Raw genomic sequence first — 16,314 nt, 5'->3', positions numbered from 1 at the left:
TTAACTCAAATTATCAACAAAGTAGCAGTAGCCCCCTGAAAATCAATAGTAAAACAAGTTTTTAAAAAAATTTTCAGAACATCACGAAAAATGTTACTTTTAACCAAATCAAAAAATCATGTCATATTATCCTCTTACAAGCATCCCTGATTATTATGGAATTGATGCTTTACTTACTGAAGAACATAAACTAATCCGCCAATCTGTGAGAGACTGGGTTGAAAGTTTTGTAATGCCGCAGATAGATCAGGCCGCTCAAAATCATACAGATCTTCCTAATCTTATGAGAGAATTGGGGAAAATCGGAGCATTGGGGCCTTATATCCCGGTTGAGTATGGTGGTTCAGGATTAGATCAGATTTCTTATGGTCTGATTATGCAGGAGCTGGAAAGAGGAGATTCTGCGGTACGTTCTGCTGCTTCGGTACAAAGTTCATTGGTGATGTTCCCTATTAACGAATTCGGTTCTGAGGAGCAGAAGAAGAAATATCTTCCAAAACTTGCTGCCGGAGAAATGATCGGATCTTTTGGATTGACTGAGCCTAACCACGGTTCTGATCCTGGTTCTATGGAAACTTATTTTAAAGATATGGGAGATCATTATCTTTTAAATGGGGCAAAAATGTGGATCACCAACTCTCCTTTATGCGACATCGCTGTAGTATGGGCAAAAAATGAGGAAGGCAAAGTACAGGGATTGATCGTTGAAAGAGGTATGGAAGGTTTTACCACTCCTGAAACTCACAATAAATGGAGCTTAAGAGCTTCCAAAACCGGAGAACTGGTATTTAACAACGTAAAAGTTCCGAAAGAAAACCTGCTTCCGGGAGTAACAGGACTGAAAGGACCTTTATCTTGTCTGAATTCTGCAAGATATGGAATTTCCTGGGGAGTAATAGGTGCTGCGATTGACTGTTACTGTACCGCCGTTCAGTATTCCAAAGAAAGAAAACAGTTTGGAAAACCAATCGGTTCTTACCAGCTTCAGCAGAAAAAATTAGCTGAATTCTTAACAGAGATTACAAAAGCCCAGTTATTGTGTCTTCAGCTAGGAAACCTTAAAAACGACCATAAGGCAACTCCGGCCCAGATTTCAATGGCTAAACGTAATAACGTGAAAATGGCGATTGACATTGCAAGAGAATCAAGACAAATCCTAGGAGGTATGGGAATTATGGGTGAATTCCCGATGATGAGACATGCCGCAAACCTGGAATCTGTAATTACTTATGAAGGAACACATGACGTTCATTTACTGATTACCGGATTGGACATCACAGGAATTAACGCTTTCTAAAAAATATACAATTATAAATAATAAAGAGTCTGGCCAATGGTCGGACTCTTTTGTTTACTCACTTTGCAGGGATTTTATATTCAATGAATAATTATTGATCTTATAAAGTTTTTGTTGTTTTATTAAATTTATTACTTTAATACCAGACAAAAACAAACAATATGAAAAAAATCACAACTTTTTTACTAAGTCTTACAGCTCCATTTTACTTTGCCCAGCAGGCAGGTGATGTTGTAAGTGCCGAACAGAAACTGGATTTAACACCACAGGGAGTCATCAATTTTATAGCCAATAATCTTGGCGATCAGAATGCTCCTGAGTTTACCAACTACCTGAACAGCTTCAATATCGGGCTGAAAGGATACAAAATCACTTATTATACCAAAAACGAGAACAATGTTCTTGTAAAAGCTACCGGATTACTCATGTATCCTAATGTACCTTTTAAACTCTCAACAGTGGTATCTGACCATGGAACTACAGACAGCAGGCACAATGTTCCGTCTAATTTCAAAGGAGCTTTAACCGCTGGATTTGTTGTTGAACTATCTTATGTACTCAATGGGTATATTCTGATGGCCCCTGATTACGTAGGGATGGGAACCGGGGACGGAACTCACCCATATGTAGATTATGCCACAGAAGCCGGAGCAACCATAGATTTTATCACCGCTGCCAATAAAGTACTGGCACAACTCAATATTAAACGTTATGACGAATATTTCTTAGCCGGATATTCTCAGGGCGCCCATGCTGCGATGTCTACATTAAAAAGATTAAGCATTTCAAATCCCAATAATATAAAATTCAAATATGCCTACATGGGTGACGGACCGTATGATTTCTCAGGAGTAACTTTAAATAAGGGAGTCCTTGAAAAAGATATTTATCCGTTCACCTCATTCCTGGCGAATGTACTTCATACCTGTAACAATACAGGTTATAAAACCTATAATAATGACATTTCAGAAGTTATTTCTGCAGAATACCTCGATAAATACAACTATCATGTTGTTCAGGATAACGGCGGACTTTTGTGGGGCCCTGTTATATGGAGAAAGCTCTTTACCACCAGTTTCGTCAATGATGTCACCAGCAATCCCAATAACAAGCTAAAGCTATGTATGAAACCTAAGGATGTATACGACTGGTATAATAAAACGCCTATGACATTGGGTCATTCAACTGTCGATCTAGCGATTCCGCCTGAAAACACTTCTAAAACTATTGAGGTTCAGCGTGGTTATTATCCATGGTGGGATCTGAATAAGTATAAACTGGATTCCTTTTATTGGGGCCCATTAGGACATGTAGGAGGAATTCTGCCCTTCACTTTAGCTTCCAATGCGAAATTCAATACTCTGAGAAGCGGCGGCCTTCTTAATGAATGGGCGATTGCAGGTTCAATTTTCGGTAAGCAACCAGAGAAAACTTCTGAAAAACCTTCCTTACTATCTTCACAGATAAAACCGGACCTAGGCAGTATGCAGCTGGTTGAAATTACAGATTTCAATAAAGAAAAAGCCCAGAGCAGAACAGCCGATGATCAAAATTTATCAACTTTAAAAGATGGAGTTTATTTATTGAAAGTATCAGAAAACAATGAAAATAAAATAATTCCATACATCAAAAACACACCTCAGGAAGTTACCGAAAACGAAATTGTACAATCTGTGAATGCATCCCTTTTGCAATTAAAAGTAGATCAGGAGGAACTTACTGCTGTACATATTTTTGATGAAAATAAAACCCTGATCAAAAGTATTTCCAAAAAACAGTATCGGGAAACCGGAGGAATCAATATTCAGAATCTTGAAAGCAAAAACTATACGTTTGAAGTTGTTACTCCATACTATAACCTTCAGTTCAGTAAATCGGTGGGAGGAACAATATCATCGGAAAACAGTACTAATATTTATACTCAGAGACAACAAATTGTAGCTGCATCCACCAATGATATTAAAAATATTACTATTTACAGTATATCTGGCTCTCTGATCGTTCAGCAGAACGTTAATAAACCAGTGTTTGAATCCAGAAACTTAGAATCAGGAGTATATCTTGTACAAGTCACTCTTTCTAATGGAAGAATCATCAGTAAAAAAGTAAAACTATAAATCAATCACTCCTCTATATCTTTATTTCAAGTTAATTTTTGGCACTTCAGCAATGAAGTGCCTTTTTGAAATATTATAAATGGAGCATATCCTTAAAACTTAAATCCGACACTAAAATATATTCTTGAAAAATCAAGTTGACTGTTTCTGGAAATATTCAAACCAATAGGGCCTATAAGCGATTCGTAGCCAAGATTTACTCCGTAGCCGAACATATCAAAACTGTCATTAAAAGGAGAAAACTCTTCACTCACCTTTCCATAACTGAATGACGGGGTAAGATAGAGTTTTTTCATAATTCTGTATTGAAATGATATGGCCGCCTTAGCTACCGAAGTCATCGGAAGCTCTTTCTGACGTAGACCATTGAATTCAGGGCTTAATAGGTCATAATTATATTCGCTGCCTCCCAGATTATACTTTTGGTTCAGGAAAAGATACGGAACCTGATCTTCTTTTTTGGCACCAAAGCTCGTACCGAGAAACACGTTTGCTTTTACGGTCAGTCTTCTTGTAATCGGGTAGAAAAAGTTCTCATTCAGTGTAAATGAAACGAGATTTTTAGGCTCAAAATAGTAAGACTCTTTCGGATTAAGAATCAGATAAAGGAGAGGCTGTACTGTATTCAGATCATAAAGTTCATACTGATCTCCATAGTAAAATCTTGTGCTCACCTGAAGATGATTCCCCCTGGTTGTAAAATACCTTTTATTAAGATTATTCTGTTCAAATTTCAGGAAAGTATTGAAATTGCTGTGATTATAGAGCTTTTTGCTGTAATTATCTACTTTTGACTGATCTACTTTATCCAGTAAGCTGTACATTCTTTCCGTACTGAATTCCGTTCCCAGAGACAGGTAAGAATTGGGATTGATATTATAATTCAGTGCAATTTTTCCGGTTATGTTACGGTACATATGGTTCGGAAAACGGTCGCCTCCATCTTCACTGATATCATATAGCCTGAAGTTCAGGTCATTACTTTTAAGATGAACCATTTTAGCTTCCAGATCCAGCCATAAACGTTCACCACTGTCCAGGAACTGCTGGTAAGCAACTTTAGCTTTAAAACGTTCGGAAATATCTACTGTTGCCAGAAACCTGGATCTGTTCAGGAGAATATTTCTGTACGTATAATTGACAATAATTCCTACGGACTGTTCCGTATCATAGTGCAATGCCAGTTTAAATGCTCCCTTTTTTGCTCTTTTCACAAAAACATTCATCACAAGACCGTCGTTTACTTTCGTGTAGGTATAATACACCTTTACATACTGCCGCATTCCGAAGACCCTGTCTATAGCCTCATTAACGGTTTTTACATCGTAATACTTCCCTTCCGTAAGCCCCATCTGCTTTTTCAGCACTTCAATTTCTGCAGCATCTGTAATGGGTGTTCCGTCTTCTTCGTTAAAAGTAAATTTTGTTGTAGGCAGTTTCACTTCTTCAATCATTGTATGCTCATACGTAATTCCGGCTTTGCACTGAGCTTCTGCCAGGGCGACAAACTCAGGAAGATGCTTTCTCGCCTCCATCTCTCCTATTTTTATGATCCTTCTGAATTTGGCAAAATCTTTCGTTGTAATTTCTCCCAGTGGATCTACAAAGTCGACCAGAATATTTGATAATTCTTTCTGATGTTTAAAATCTTCTACAGAGCGGATGGCATGAGTCTGATAGATCATCTTCATCGGATTTTCAATCTCTTTTTTCGTAAAAAGTCTGAATCCGGTGTAGCCTCCGATCACAAAACCGGCACCCATCTCACGAACTTCATTGGCCGGATAATTACGGTCCAGGCCGCCATCCACCAAAAGTTTTCCATCAATATAAACAGGAGCAAACGCTGCAGGAATGGCCAATGTAGATCGAATAGCCAACGGTAGCGATCCTTCTTTCTGCATCACCAGACCTCCGTTTTCGATATCGGAGGAAGTAAGCTGCACGGGAATCCTCAGTTTACTGAAATCGTTGATATGCTTGGCGTTGAAAGTAAGCGTATTAAGAACTTCTCCCATGTACTGCCCTTCAATATAAGAGCTTGGAAGTGTGGGAAATCCTTTGACTACTGGAAATTCAAGGATATACTTATCATATTCGTCTTTTTCACTGATATTGACTTTATTGTAAGGAATTTTATTACTCAGAATTCTGTTCCAGTCCATTTTATAGATCGTATGTTTCAACTGGTCAGCATTATATCCCATTGCATATAAGCCTCCCAGAATCCCTCCCATACTGGTTCCTGTGATATAATCTACTTTGATTCCCAATGAATCGATCATTTTTAAAATCCCGATGTGTGCAAATCCCTTTGCCCCGCCGCCACTGAGTGCAAGACCAAACTTAGTATCTTTGGTTACATTCTGAAGCGCAATATTCAGGGAATCATTTTTTTGCTGAGATTTGATAATAAGAGAAAAAGCAATAGCTAAAAATATCAGGATCTTTTTCATTGATGGTGCTTAATGTATCTGATTTAAACTTTATAAGTTTTTAATAAGTAGTAAAGATACACAAAAAGTTACCTGCTTTAACACAACATTTCGTGAAGTAAACGATTCTAAGCCAGCTTATTTATTGAGAATACACATAGAAAAAAACATAGTAATACTAAAAATTTTCAATACGTTTTTATCGTTTCTACGAAATTTATATCTGGATTTAGAATTTCAAGGATAAGGCTCTTCACAGATTTCATGGCATCATCAATATTTCCTTTATCAAACTGCAGGGCAACCATTCCCTTTTTAGCATCTGCAAAACTCCAGATTCCGGTTTCAATCGGGAAACCCCAAAACTCAGGAAGGTGCTGTACCACGTAATGATAAATACAAAGCTGAAGGGCCTGCTTCCTGTCGCTGTTATGGAAATATTCATCTACGTTATCCTGATCGATCTTTACAGTAAGATTTTTAGTCCTGGCGGTTTTATAATCAATAATTCTCAGAGTACCGTTCAGTTTATCAATCCGGTCAATGAATCCGAAGAAAGAAATTTTATCATTTCCATCAAGAGGAAAATCGATGTTTTCAAACCTCCTTTCGATATCAATAATCTCCAGCTTATTGCCTTGCTTTATGAGTTCAAGATCATGATTCAGCACATTCTCAATGACCTTTTTAGCAATGGCTTTATGGATATAATTCATTCCTTTTTCGTAGAATTCCGGCTGGTGCTTCAGCTTTTCAATAGCGATATTTATATATTCATCTACTGCTTTAACTGAATTTCTTAAATCGTTTTCTTTTAAAACCTTACCCTTCAACACCTCATACACTTCTTGAAGTGAATAATGAACCAGATTTCCGTAATTTTTGATCGACAGTTCTTCTTCAATTTCATCCGTTTCCGAAGTGTTTAAAATCTTGGAAAGGTAGAAATCAATCGGGTTGTAAAGATAACTCGTCAGGTGGGAAGCAGATACTTTTTCCTTCCATTTCTGAAGACGTTCCTGTACAATTGGTGTCTTGGAAATTTCTATCGGTTTGGTGGCAATAGGTTCAGAAGAATTTTCAATAATGACATGTTCAATATCATGAGAACTCTCCATTTCGATCTGCGTAATAAAGCGGCTCTTCTCTCCGGTATTCACTCCGGAGCTTAAAGCATTATACAGCAAATGGACATTCTTCGCATCCTGAATCAGCCTGTAAAAGTGATAGGCATAAATGCTGTCATTTTCAAGAAAAGTATGGAGATCAAAGAATCTTCGGATATCAAAAGGAATATAAGTATTCTGTGAGTTTCCAAGCGGGAGTTTCCCTTCGTTCACAGAAAGCAGAATAACGTTTTCAAAGTTCAGGAGACGCGTTTCCAGCAATCCCATGATCTGAAGTCCCCTCAGAGGTTCTCCCTGAAAGTCAATACTCTCAGAGTTGATATGCTGGTTGATAAGAATTTCCAGCGTTTCCATTTTGATCTCAATATTGTAGGGAGTCAGCTGGTTTTTGATGATTCTGAATGCATTTTCAAAGTGAGAGACATTCTCATACTGAATATCATCTATTTCAAGCCATTTAACCTGCTGGCAGAACTCAATAAGCATATCCAGATAACCGTTGGTTCCTGTTGCTTTCTGAAGAAGGCCATAATAAGACAGGCCGCCCAGCAGTTCATGTAAAAGTTTTCTGGAAATATAAACGATATTCCGCTCTTCTACTTTAGCTTTAAACTCATTGATAATCTGTTCATCTTCTGCTGATTTCGGCAGCTCTTCCAAAATGGGGAAAACATCTCTGTAATAGTAAGACAGTTTGTTTTTTTCCAATTGTTTCTGCAGGTAGAAAAGACGTTTCACGGCATTGGAGAAAGACAAGTTTTTCAACGGAAATCCCATTGTAATATTCAAATTATCAACACCATGCATCACATCAAGACTGGCTGGAAGAAGGTTTTCATCCAGCAGCACCACTGCAGTATTGGAATAGGTTTTATTATTGATCTCTTTAAAGATTTCGGGCAGAACTTTGGTCTGGGTTACATTCCCGGACACTTCGTATACCTTAATTTTTTTAGGTTGATTAAAATCGTCTTCTATCCATTGAAAAGCTCTGTTATCATCAAATTCTTTCCATGTTTTATGATTTCTAAGAAATTTTCCGGCTTCCTGTCTTTCATCATTAAAATAATAACGGTCTGCCTGAAAGAAACACTGCGCTTTATTCCACTGCAAAAGGCTTCTTACAAGCTTTTCTTCTACCGGAGTAAAGGCATTGAACCCACAAAAAACGAATTCTTCTCTGGTGTTTTTTGCAAAATCAACAATCCTGGCTTTAGCCGCCTCGTGAATCATTCCGGAAGTAGCCCAGTTTCTCTCCTGCAGTCTCTCCTTGAGCACAGGGAGAAAAACGTTCATATTCTGCCAGAAATTAAGAAACTTTTTTCTTGGGACATCATCGTCTTCCCCAAGGTCCTGAGCCCATTCTTTGATTCTTTCTTCATCAAACATATATTGCAAAACCGCCTGATCGCTATCTGAGAATTTCAGAATATCATCCCAGTCCTTCTGCAGTGTAGGAAACCATTTCAGAAAATCTGAAAAATCATCCCTCGGAATAAGATTCAGACTTCTGTAGACATCAAAAGAGAAAAGCCACAGCGGAATTCCCTGAATCGTCTGTTGATCGGCAATTTTATTGATGAGTTCCTCTATCGTAAAAAAATTGGGAAGAAATCCTGAGTAATTATTTTCTTCCAGGATCTGTCTGATAAACACAATGGGACGTTTTCCGGGCAGAATGATATTAAACGCCGAAAGATCCGGGTTTTGTGCTAACAGTTCGTGGATGATCTTATTGAGGAATTTCAAAGGGCTTGGTAGCTTTTTAAGTTGTCGAGTTGTTCAGAAATCGGCTGATTATATTCGGTTTGTTTTTCTTTATCGAGTCCATGACGGGTTTCTCTGTCGTAAGCCATCTGGAAGTTTTTGTAATCAACGGATATCCCATCGTAAATTGCTCTGAAATATTTGTTGTAGTCTCCTGAATTCTTTATTTTTTCAGCAACAGCTTTTCTGAATTTTCTTACAAATAATTCTGCAATATCAAAATGCTTCTGCTCATGAAGCAGAATATAATCATTCATTCTTTTGGCATCTTTCCATGATTTATCTTCATGAAACAGTGTTTTGATAGTAATAGCAACCGGTGCTTTTGGATCGGAAGATTTTTCAGCATAAAATTCCCAGCCACAATGGGTGTATGCTGCTACATCAGGATTCTTTTTCTTGTTAACCGGACTTTTAAAATTATCCCAGGTTAGCTTTTTGCCTTCCTCCCAGAAAATTTTCTGCCCGTACACCACCTGCGCTGCCAGTAAACACAATACAAAAGTCAATCTCATTATTCTACTACAATGGTTTTTGTAATCCAGTTGTTTCCTCCATTCCAGAATTTAAAAGTATAGGTTCCTTTGCTTTGCGGGCTGAAGTTAATCTGATTTGCTCCCACATATTTCCCTTGTGTACAAGGGCCGTTGGTAATATATTTATAGGAAGTAACTGTTCTTTCCAGGTTATTATTGTAAACATAATCATATCCGTAAAATCCTTCGCAATGAGACGGATAGGTGGAATACGTTTTTATGCTCTGTATCGCGTAAACGTCCATGGTATCATTAACAATTTTTACGCTGTCTATCTTGATTTTATCAATAGATTCGATGGTATGGTAATCATCATCATTACACGAAACCAGAAGCACGCCCAACACGAATACTGAAGATCCAATATTTAAAAGTTTTTTCATAACCTTTACTTTTCTGATTATTAACAAATATTAGCAAAAATTATTCCTTATTTACATAAAAATCAGGAATTAAAATTACCTTTTGATACATAAACTACTTTCTTGGTATCAAAAAATTCTTCATCAAAATAGTGTTTAAGATTGAATATTTCACATTTAATTCCGGCAAGCTCTTCAGCAAGATCACCGCCTTTTAAATATAAAATTCCGTTGTGTTTAGGATTAAACTGTTCTTTTTCAAATTTCCCTTTCAGCCATCTTAAAAATTCCGGCATCTGGGTTACTGCTCTGCTGACTACAAAATGGAATTTTTCTTTCAGCTTCTCTGCTCTTCCATGAATAGCGGTAACATTAGTTAATCCAACTCCGTCTGCCACAGCCTGTACTACACTGATTTTCTTCCCAATAGAATCAATCAGGGTAAATTCTACTTCAGGAAAAAGGATCGCCAGAGGAATCCCCGGAAAACCACCTCCGGTTCCGATATCCAAAACTTTGGTTCCCGGTGCGAATTCCATCACTTTTGCAATTCCCAAAGAGTGCAGAATGTGCTTTTCATACAGTGATTCCATATCTTTTCTGGAAATTACATTGATCTTTTCATTCCATTCATTGTACAAATTTTCCAATTTGGAGAACTGTTCTTTCTGTTTTTCAGTAAGATCCGGGAAATATTTTAATAGTAACGATGCAGACATGTGAATTATTATAAACCGCAAAAATAAGTTTTATTTCTCTTGTATTCAAATCAACTTTTCCTGGTCCTGATGTAAATTCTGGTTTTCAGCACAATCCATCACTTTGCAATTCCTGGTATAACAGGGACACTCAGGTTTCCTGACGGGCTCACGCTCTGTACAGCGAAAATATAATTGTCTTTAGAAAGCGGAATCTTCATAGAAAGTCCTGTGGTGAAGATCTTTTTCTGCCACAACGCACTGTCTGTTTCCCTTGCCAGCACATAATATCCTGCAGGGATTCCGGATTTTGGCGTTTCCCAATGTAAAGTGGTGGAATTCGTCAGCTCTTTTACATCCATTTCAACTTTCTCCGGTTTTGAAGGAGATTTTGCAAGATTGGCAAGAACAGCAATATTGGCTGCTACATTCTTTTTCAGATATTTAAAATCGATAAATTCAGGAAGATCACCGTACTGCTTATTGTTTTCAACTCTAATATCCTGATGCTGATGGTCGTAATTTTCATAATACTCGGTCAGTCTTACAGAAGGAAATCCATTATTCACAAAACTGGTGTGATCTCCTCCGCGCAGAAACCTGTCATTTCTGTAGATCAGTTTGATCTCCAGCCCTTTCACATATTCTTCCGTAACTTCTTTGATATAACGGGCCAGCTGTCTGGATTCACTGTCGTTTTCAAAACCAAGATTTCTGATCGTCATCGCTTTTTTATCCAGATCTTTGTAAGGCAGGCCTTCACTGAATACACGAAGAATACGGGTATTGATCTCTCCTGTTTCTCCTGCTTTTGGATTGCCGATCATATCATTATTAAGAACCGCTTCCAGCTGCAGATTTTCTCTTTTCATTTTTTCAGCCAACTGTTTAGATCCCAACAACGACTGTTCTTCACCGGAAAATGCTACAAAAATAATTGAAGCCGGAAACGAAGACTGACTCAGTATTCTGGCCGATTCTATGACAGCACTTACTCCGCTGCCGTCATCATTGGCTCCCGGTGCTGCGGAAGTTCTGTTCATCACATCAGTCACTCTTGAATCAAGATGTCCTCCGATCAGGAAAATTCTTTTGTCATTCGGATCTGTTCCTTTCAGAAAAGCAACAGCGTTTCCGAGATTTACTATTTTATCAATTCGCTTTCCATCCGGCTGAATGTCTTCCTGCTGTAGATACACTTCCATTCTTCCACCCGAATTTTTAGCATAATCATTGAATTTTCTGATCACCCAGTTCCTTGCCACACCTATTCCACGCTTTGGGTCATCTGTTGAACTTAAGGTATGCCGGGTTCCAAAGCTTACCAACTTTCCGATATATGATTTTAATGAATCTTCATTCACCTGCGAGACATATTTTTTCACTTCATTATCTTTTGAATGTTTTTGAGAGAAAAGAGAACATGAAACGAGTAATAAAAAAACAGAATATTTCATAGAAGCGGTCTTAGATGGTTTAAAGATACAAAACCTACGCTGCAAAATTATTCCCTACAATAATTTATTTTGAATTACTGTTTTTTGGCTAAAATAAGATTGAAATCAATCTCTTACTTCAAAATAAAACATTTTTATAACCCAAAAGACAATTTGACAAAAACCTGATAAAAATCTTTAAAACACCCTTATTTTTATTACCTCCACACCACGTTTTTATTATATATTTGTTAAAATTCAAAAAATAGATGGATAAACTTTCAGATAGAGTAAAAAGATTAGGATACTCACAGACATTTGTCATGTCAAACAAAGCCAGAGAAATGAAAGCCAGCGGAATAGATGTGATCAGTTTAACTCTTGGCGAGCCGGATTTCGATGTTCCAGACAATATCAAACAGGCAGCATTCGATGCCATTAATCAAAACTACAGCCACTATTCTCCGGTTCCTGGATTTCTGGAACTGCGTGAGGCTATTGCTTATAAATTAAAAAGGGATAATAATCTGGAATACAAACCTTCCCAGATCTGTGTTTCCAACGGAGCTAAGCAGGCTATTATCAATGTTTTGGCTGCTATCATCAATGATGGTGACGAAGTTCTGCTTCCTGCACCTTACTGGGTAAGCTATGATGAAATGGTCAAAATGATGGGCGGAACTTCTGTAATACTTCCTACCTCGTATGTTACCGATTTCAAAGTGACTGCTGAACAGCTTGAAGAAGCTATTACAGAAAAAACCAAAGCGGTACTTTTCAGCTCGCCATGTAATCCGTCAGGAGGATATTATACGTATGATGAATTAAAATCGATCGCCAAAGTAATTGCCAAATACCCTCAGATAACGATAATTTCTGATGAGATTTATGAATACATCAATTATGAAACCAATACCACTTCGATTGCCCAGTTTCCTGAAGTCTATGAACAGACAGCCGTAATCAACGGAATGTCAAAGGCTTTCGCTATGACAGGATGGAGAATCGGGTATTCAGCATGTCCTGAATGGCTGGCAAAAGCTTGTGAAAAAGTACAGGGACAGATGACCAGCGGGGCCAATACGGTAGCCCAGAGAGCGTCTATCGTTGCCCTGAAAGCAGATCCTTCCGAATACAGATACATGATTGATGCCTTCAAAAAAAGAAGAGATCTTGTCTATGAACTGATCAAAGAAATCCCGGGATTCAAAGTGGTCCTTCCAAAGGCAGCCTTCTATTTCTTCCCTGATATTTCGTATTATATCGGAAAAACCCTAGATGGAACAGAAATTAAAAATTCTGACGACTTTGCCATGTTCCTTCTGGAAAATGCCCATGTTGGATGTGTAGGCGGATTCTCTTTCGGAAGTCCGGAATGTATCAGATTCTCTTATGCCGCTTCTGAGGAAGAGCTGAGAGAGGCTATGAAACGAATTAAAGACTTGTTAGAGAAATTCAATTAACAAAAAACTAATAACCCCAAATAAAACGACAGCAATGAATCTGTTAAAAAAACTAACCATCGCTACAAGTATTGCCGCTGCAAGTTTTGCCGGATATGCTTTTGGCCAGGATTTCCAGTGGAAAGAAGCTACCTCGAACGGCTACAAGTACAGGTACGTAACCAATGACCCTACTTCTGCAAGGTATTACACTTTGAAAAACGGATTAACGGTTATTTTAAGTCCTACCAACAAGGATCCGAGAATCCAGACGTATATTGCCACAAAAGCAGGAAGTAAAACAGATCCTGCAGACCACACCGGTCTTGCCCATTATCTGGAGCATATGCTTTTCAAAGGAACGAATCAGTTCGGATCTAAAGACTGGGCAAAAGAAAAGCCTCTTTTAGATCAGATTGATGCTCTTTACGAAAAGTATAACCAGACTAAGGACGAAGCCAAAAGAAAAGAAATCTACAAAGAAATTGACAGGGTTTCAGGAGAAGCAGCAAAATTTGCAATCGCCAATGAATATGATAAAATGATGGCCGGTATGGGAGCTGATGGCACCAATGCCTTCACTTCTTTTGAACAAACGGTGTACACGGAAGATGTACCTGCGAATGTTCTTGACAAATTCCTTGCGGTACAGGCTGAACGATTCAGGGAACCGGTTCTGAGACTTTTCCACACAGAGCTTGAGGCCGTATACGAAGAAAAAAACAGATCTCTTGATGATGACGGAGATAAGGTTTTCGATACGATGTTTGCCAACCTTTTCCCTAACAACAATTATGGAAAGCAAACGACCATCGGAACGATTGAACACCTGAAAAACCCTTCTCTGCATGCTATCAGAGAATATTATAACAATTATTATGTTCCCAATAACATGGGAATCATCATGTCCGGAGATTTTAATCCGGATGAAGTGATTGCAAAAATTGACAAGGCTTTCTCTTATATGAAGCCTAAAGCAATCCCTGAATATAAAGTTGGACAGGAAAAACCGATCACTGCTCCGATTGTAAAAGAAGTGGTAGGACCGAATCCTGAAAACGTAATGCTTGGTTTCAGATTTCCGGGAGCTTCTACAAAAGACGCCAGAATGCTGAACCTTATTGGAAATATGCTTACCAACGGACAGGCAGGGCTGATCGATCTTGATCTGGTAAAAAAACAGAAATTACTGGGTGCATACGCTGGTTCTTATGCATTGAAAGATTATTCCGTTTTACTTTTACAGGGTAAACCCACTGAAGGGCAGTCTCTGGATGAAGTAAAGAATCTTCTTCTTCAGGAAATTGACAAACTGAGAAAGGGCGAGTTTTCGGACGACCTGATTCAGTCTATCGTTAACAATGAGAAGAAAGGGATCATTCAGAAAGATGAAAAATACTCAACCAGAGCAAGCATTCTGATGGATGAGTTTACTTCGGACGTTGACCACAAAACATCGCTGGAATATGTGGACGAAATTTCAAAACTGACGAAAAAAGATATCATGGATTTCGTATCCAAGTATCTTCAGAACAATAACTACGTTGCAGTTTACAAAAGAAAAGGCGAAGACAAGAGCATTGTAAAAGTTGACAAACCAACGATTACTCCGGTTTCCGTTAACAGAGAAGACCAGTCTCCTTTCCTTAAAAAAATCGACGAGATGCCTGAAAACCCTATCGCTCCGGTATGGTTGAATTATGACAAAGACATCGCTAAAAACAAATTAGCTGATGTAGAGGTACTTTCTGTAAAAAATACTGATAATGCTTTATTCAGAATGTATTACCACTTTGATTCAGGAAAATGGAACAATAAAATTCTTCCATTGGCAGCAGAATATCTTCAGTACCTGGGAACGAAAGACAAATCTTCGGAGATCATCAGTAAGGAATTCTATAAACTTGCCTCAAGCTTCAATGTAAGTGCAGGAAACGAAGAAACTTACGTATCACTGGAAGGTCTGAATGAAAACTTTGATAAAACCATTTCTTTATTTGAAGATTTAATCAAAAACTGTCAGGCAGATCAGGCAGCTCTTGATGCTTACAAAGTTAGGCTGAAGAAAGCCAGAGCGAACGCAAAACAGAATAAAGGAGTAATTATGGCCGGATTGAGAAGTTATGCCCAATACGGTCCTCAAAACCCTTTCAACAATGTACTGAGCGATGCTGAGCTTGATGCATTGAAAGCAGAAGACTTAATTAATGTTCTTCATGATCTGTTCAATTTCAAACACAAAGTACTGTATTACGGACCCAAATCAGGAAATGAAGTGGTAGCAGCTTTGAAACCTGTCCACAAACTTCCTGCAACCCTGAAAGATCTGCCTAAGTCTAAAACTTTTGCACAGATCCCGACAGACAAGAACAAAGTATTGTTTGCCCATTATGACATGGTGCAGGCTGAAATCTTCTGGGTAAGAAATTCTGACCAATACAATCCATCTGCTACTCCAACGGTAAGTTTATTCAACAACTATTTCGGAGGAGGAATGGGATCTATTGTTTTCCAGACCATCAGAGAATCTAAGGCGCTTGCCTACTCCACTTATTCTTACTTTGCCCTTCCAAGCAAGAAAACAGACAAAGATATGATCATGGCCTATGTAGGAACACAGGCAGACAAATTCAATGAGTCTACAACAGCCATGAATGAGCTCCTGACTACCCTTCCGAAATCTGAGCAGTTATTCGAAACAGCGAAAAGCGGATTGAAAAAATCTATTGCCTCTGAAAGAATCACACAGGACGGAATCATCTTCTCTTATCTGAAATCTCAAAAGCTTGGAAACAACTTTGATATGAGAAAGAATGTTTATGAGCAGGCTCCAAAACTATCTTTCACAGATATCAATTCTTTCCACGATAAAGAGATGAAGAATAAAAACTACACCTACTGTCTTGTCGCTTCTCAGGACAAAGTGAATGAGGCTGATATGCAGAAATTAGGCGAAGTAAAAAAACTTAATTTAACTGAAATATTTGGTTATTAAAATAAACAAAAAGTCCTGTTAAACAGGGCTTTTTTATTTAACAACACGCCAAAAACAATTATAGATTTTATTTATCAACTTTCGTTTGTTCGATAGATGAAT

10 protein-coding genes are annotated in these 16,314 nt (G+C 38.1%); 4 read left to right on the top strand and 6 right to left on the bottom strand.

The genetic code is table 11. The features are described from left to right. Window positions 1–118: 118 nt before the first annotated feature. Window positions 119–1,297 (top strand): acyl-CoA dehydrogenase family protein, encoded by a 1,179-nt coding sequence (locus DEU40_RS04025; RefSeq protein ID WP_110008646.1) that lies wholly within the window; start codon window positions 119–121, stop codon window positions 1,295–1,297. Between the two features lie 161 nt (window positions 1,298–1,458). After that, window positions 1,459–3,414, top strand: a complete 1,956-nt coding sequence (locus DEU40_RS04020; RefSeq protein ID WP_110008645.1) for a T9SS type A sorting domain-containing protein — start codon at window positions 1,459–1,461, stop codon at window positions 3,412–3,414. A 92-nt stretch (window positions 3,415–3,506) separates the two neighbouring features. On the opposite strand, the gene DEU40_RS04015 is transcribed toward DEU40_RS04020, so the two are convergent. From DEU40_RS04015 to DEU40_RS03990, 6 genes are all read right to left on the bottom strand, one after another. Continuing rightward, window positions 3,507–5,870: a patatin-like phospholipase family protein gene (locus DEU40_RS04015; RefSeq protein WP_110008644.1), complete on the bottom strand. Its 2,364-nt coding sequence runs from the start codon at window positions 5,868–5,870 to the stop codon at window positions 3,507–3,509. 167 nt (window positions 5,871–6,037) lie between these two features. Then, window positions 6,038–8,725 (bottom strand): PD-(D/E)XK nuclease family protein, encoded by a 2,688-nt coding sequence (locus tag DEU40_RS04010; RefSeq protein ID WP_110008643.1) that lies wholly within the window; start codon window positions 8,723–8,725, stop codon window positions 6,038–6,040. Next, window positions 8,722–9,258 (bottom strand): DUF922 domain-containing protein, encoded by a 537-nt coding sequence (locus DEU40_RS04005; RefSeq protein WP_110008642.1) that lies wholly within the window; start codon window positions 9,256–9,258, stop codon window positions 8,722–8,724. The genes DEU40_RS04010 and DEU40_RS04005 overlap by 4 nt, the downstream gene beginning before the upstream one ends. Beyond that, window positions 9,258–9,662 (bottom strand): hypothetical protein, encoded by a 405-nt coding sequence (locus tag DEU40_RS04000; RefSeq protein ID WP_110008641.1) that lies wholly within the window; start codon window positions 9,660–9,662, stop codon window positions 9,258–9,260. The genes DEU40_RS04005 and DEU40_RS04000 overlap by 1 nt, the downstream gene beginning before the upstream one ends. A 62-nt stretch (window positions 9,663–9,724) precedes the next feature. Beyond that, a complete protein-coding gene (rsmG, locus tag DEU40_RS03995) occupies window positions 9,725–10,360 on the bottom strand; it encodes a 16S rRNA (guanine(527)-N(7))-methyltransferase RsmG (RefSeq protein ID WP_110008640.1) in 636 nt (211 codons plus the stop codon). A gap of 98 nt (window positions 10,361–10,458) precedes the next feature. Beyond that, window positions 10,459–11,796, bottom strand: coding sequence for a M20/M25/M40 family metallo-hydrolase (locus DEU40_RS03990; protein WP_110008639.1), 1,338 nt, complete (start codon window positions 11,794–11,796; stop codon window positions 10,459–10,461). Window positions 11,797–12,044: 248 nt separating this feature from the next. Between DEU40_RS03990 and DEU40_RS03985 the strand changes: the two genes are divergently transcribed. Together DEU40_RS03985 and DEU40_RS03980 are read left to right on the top strand one after the other, a co-directional pair. Next, window positions 12,045–13,238: a pyridoxal phosphate-dependent aminotransferase gene (locus tag DEU40_RS03985; protein ID WP_110008638.1), complete on the top strand. Its 1,194-nt coding sequence runs from the start codon at window positions 12,045–12,047 to the stop codon at window positions 13,236–13,238. Between the two features lie 34 nt (window positions 13,239–13,272). Then, entirely contained in the window at window positions 13,273–16,212 is a 2,940-nt protein-coding gene (locus DEU40_RS03980; RefSeq protein WP_110008637.1) for a M16 family metallopeptidase, read from the top strand. Window positions 16,213–16,314 lie beyond the last annotated feature (102 nt).

The sequence above is a fragment of the Chryseobacterium sp. AG844 genome (assembly GCF_003182335.1).
Classification (GTDB): Bacteria; Bacteroidota; Bacteroidia; order Flavobacteriales; family Weeksellaceae; genus Chryseobacterium; species Chryseobacterium cupriresistens.
Note: the sequence above shows the minus strand (reverse complement) of the source record. Positions and strands in the feature narration are given on the sequence as shown.

Excerpts from the sequence above, each read along its gene's own strand:
- DEU40_RS04025 (WP_110008646.1), top strand. The coding sequence starts at position 119 with ATGTCATATTATCCTCTTACAAGCATCCCTGATTATTATGGAATTGAT.
- DEU40_RS04020 (WP_110008645.1), top strand. The coding sequence starts at position 1,459 with ATGAAAAAAATCACAACTTTTTTACTAAGTCTTACAGCTCCATTTTAC.
- DEU40_RS04015 (WP_110008644.1), bottom strand. The coding sequence starts at position 5,870 with ATGAAAAAGATCCTGATATTTTTAGCTATTGCTTTTTCTCTTATTATC.
- DEU40_RS04005 (WP_110008642.1), bottom strand. The coding sequence starts at position 9,258 with ATGAGATTGACTTTTGTATTGTGTTTACTGGCAGCGCAGGTGGTGTAC.
- DEU40_RS04000 (WP_110008641.1), bottom strand. The coding sequence starts at position 9,662 with ATGAAAAAACTTTTAAATATTGGATCTTCAGTATTCGTGTTGGGCGTG.
- rsmG (WP_110008640.1), bottom strand. The coding sequence starts at position 10,360 with ATGTCTGCATCGTTACTATTAAAATATTTCCCGGATCTTACTGAAAAA.
- DEU40_RS03990 (WP_110008639.1), bottom strand. The coding sequence starts at position 11,796 with ATGAAATATTCTGTTTTTTTATTACTCGTTTCATGTTCTCTTTTCTCT.
- DEU40_RS03985 (WP_110008638.1), top strand. The coding sequence starts at position 12,045 with ATGGATAAACTTTCAGATAGAGTAAAAAGATTAGGATACTCACAGACA.
- DEU40_RS03980 (WP_110008637.1), top strand. The coding sequence starts at position 13,273 with ATGAATCTGTTAAAAAAACTAACCATCGCTACAAGTATTGCCGCTGCA.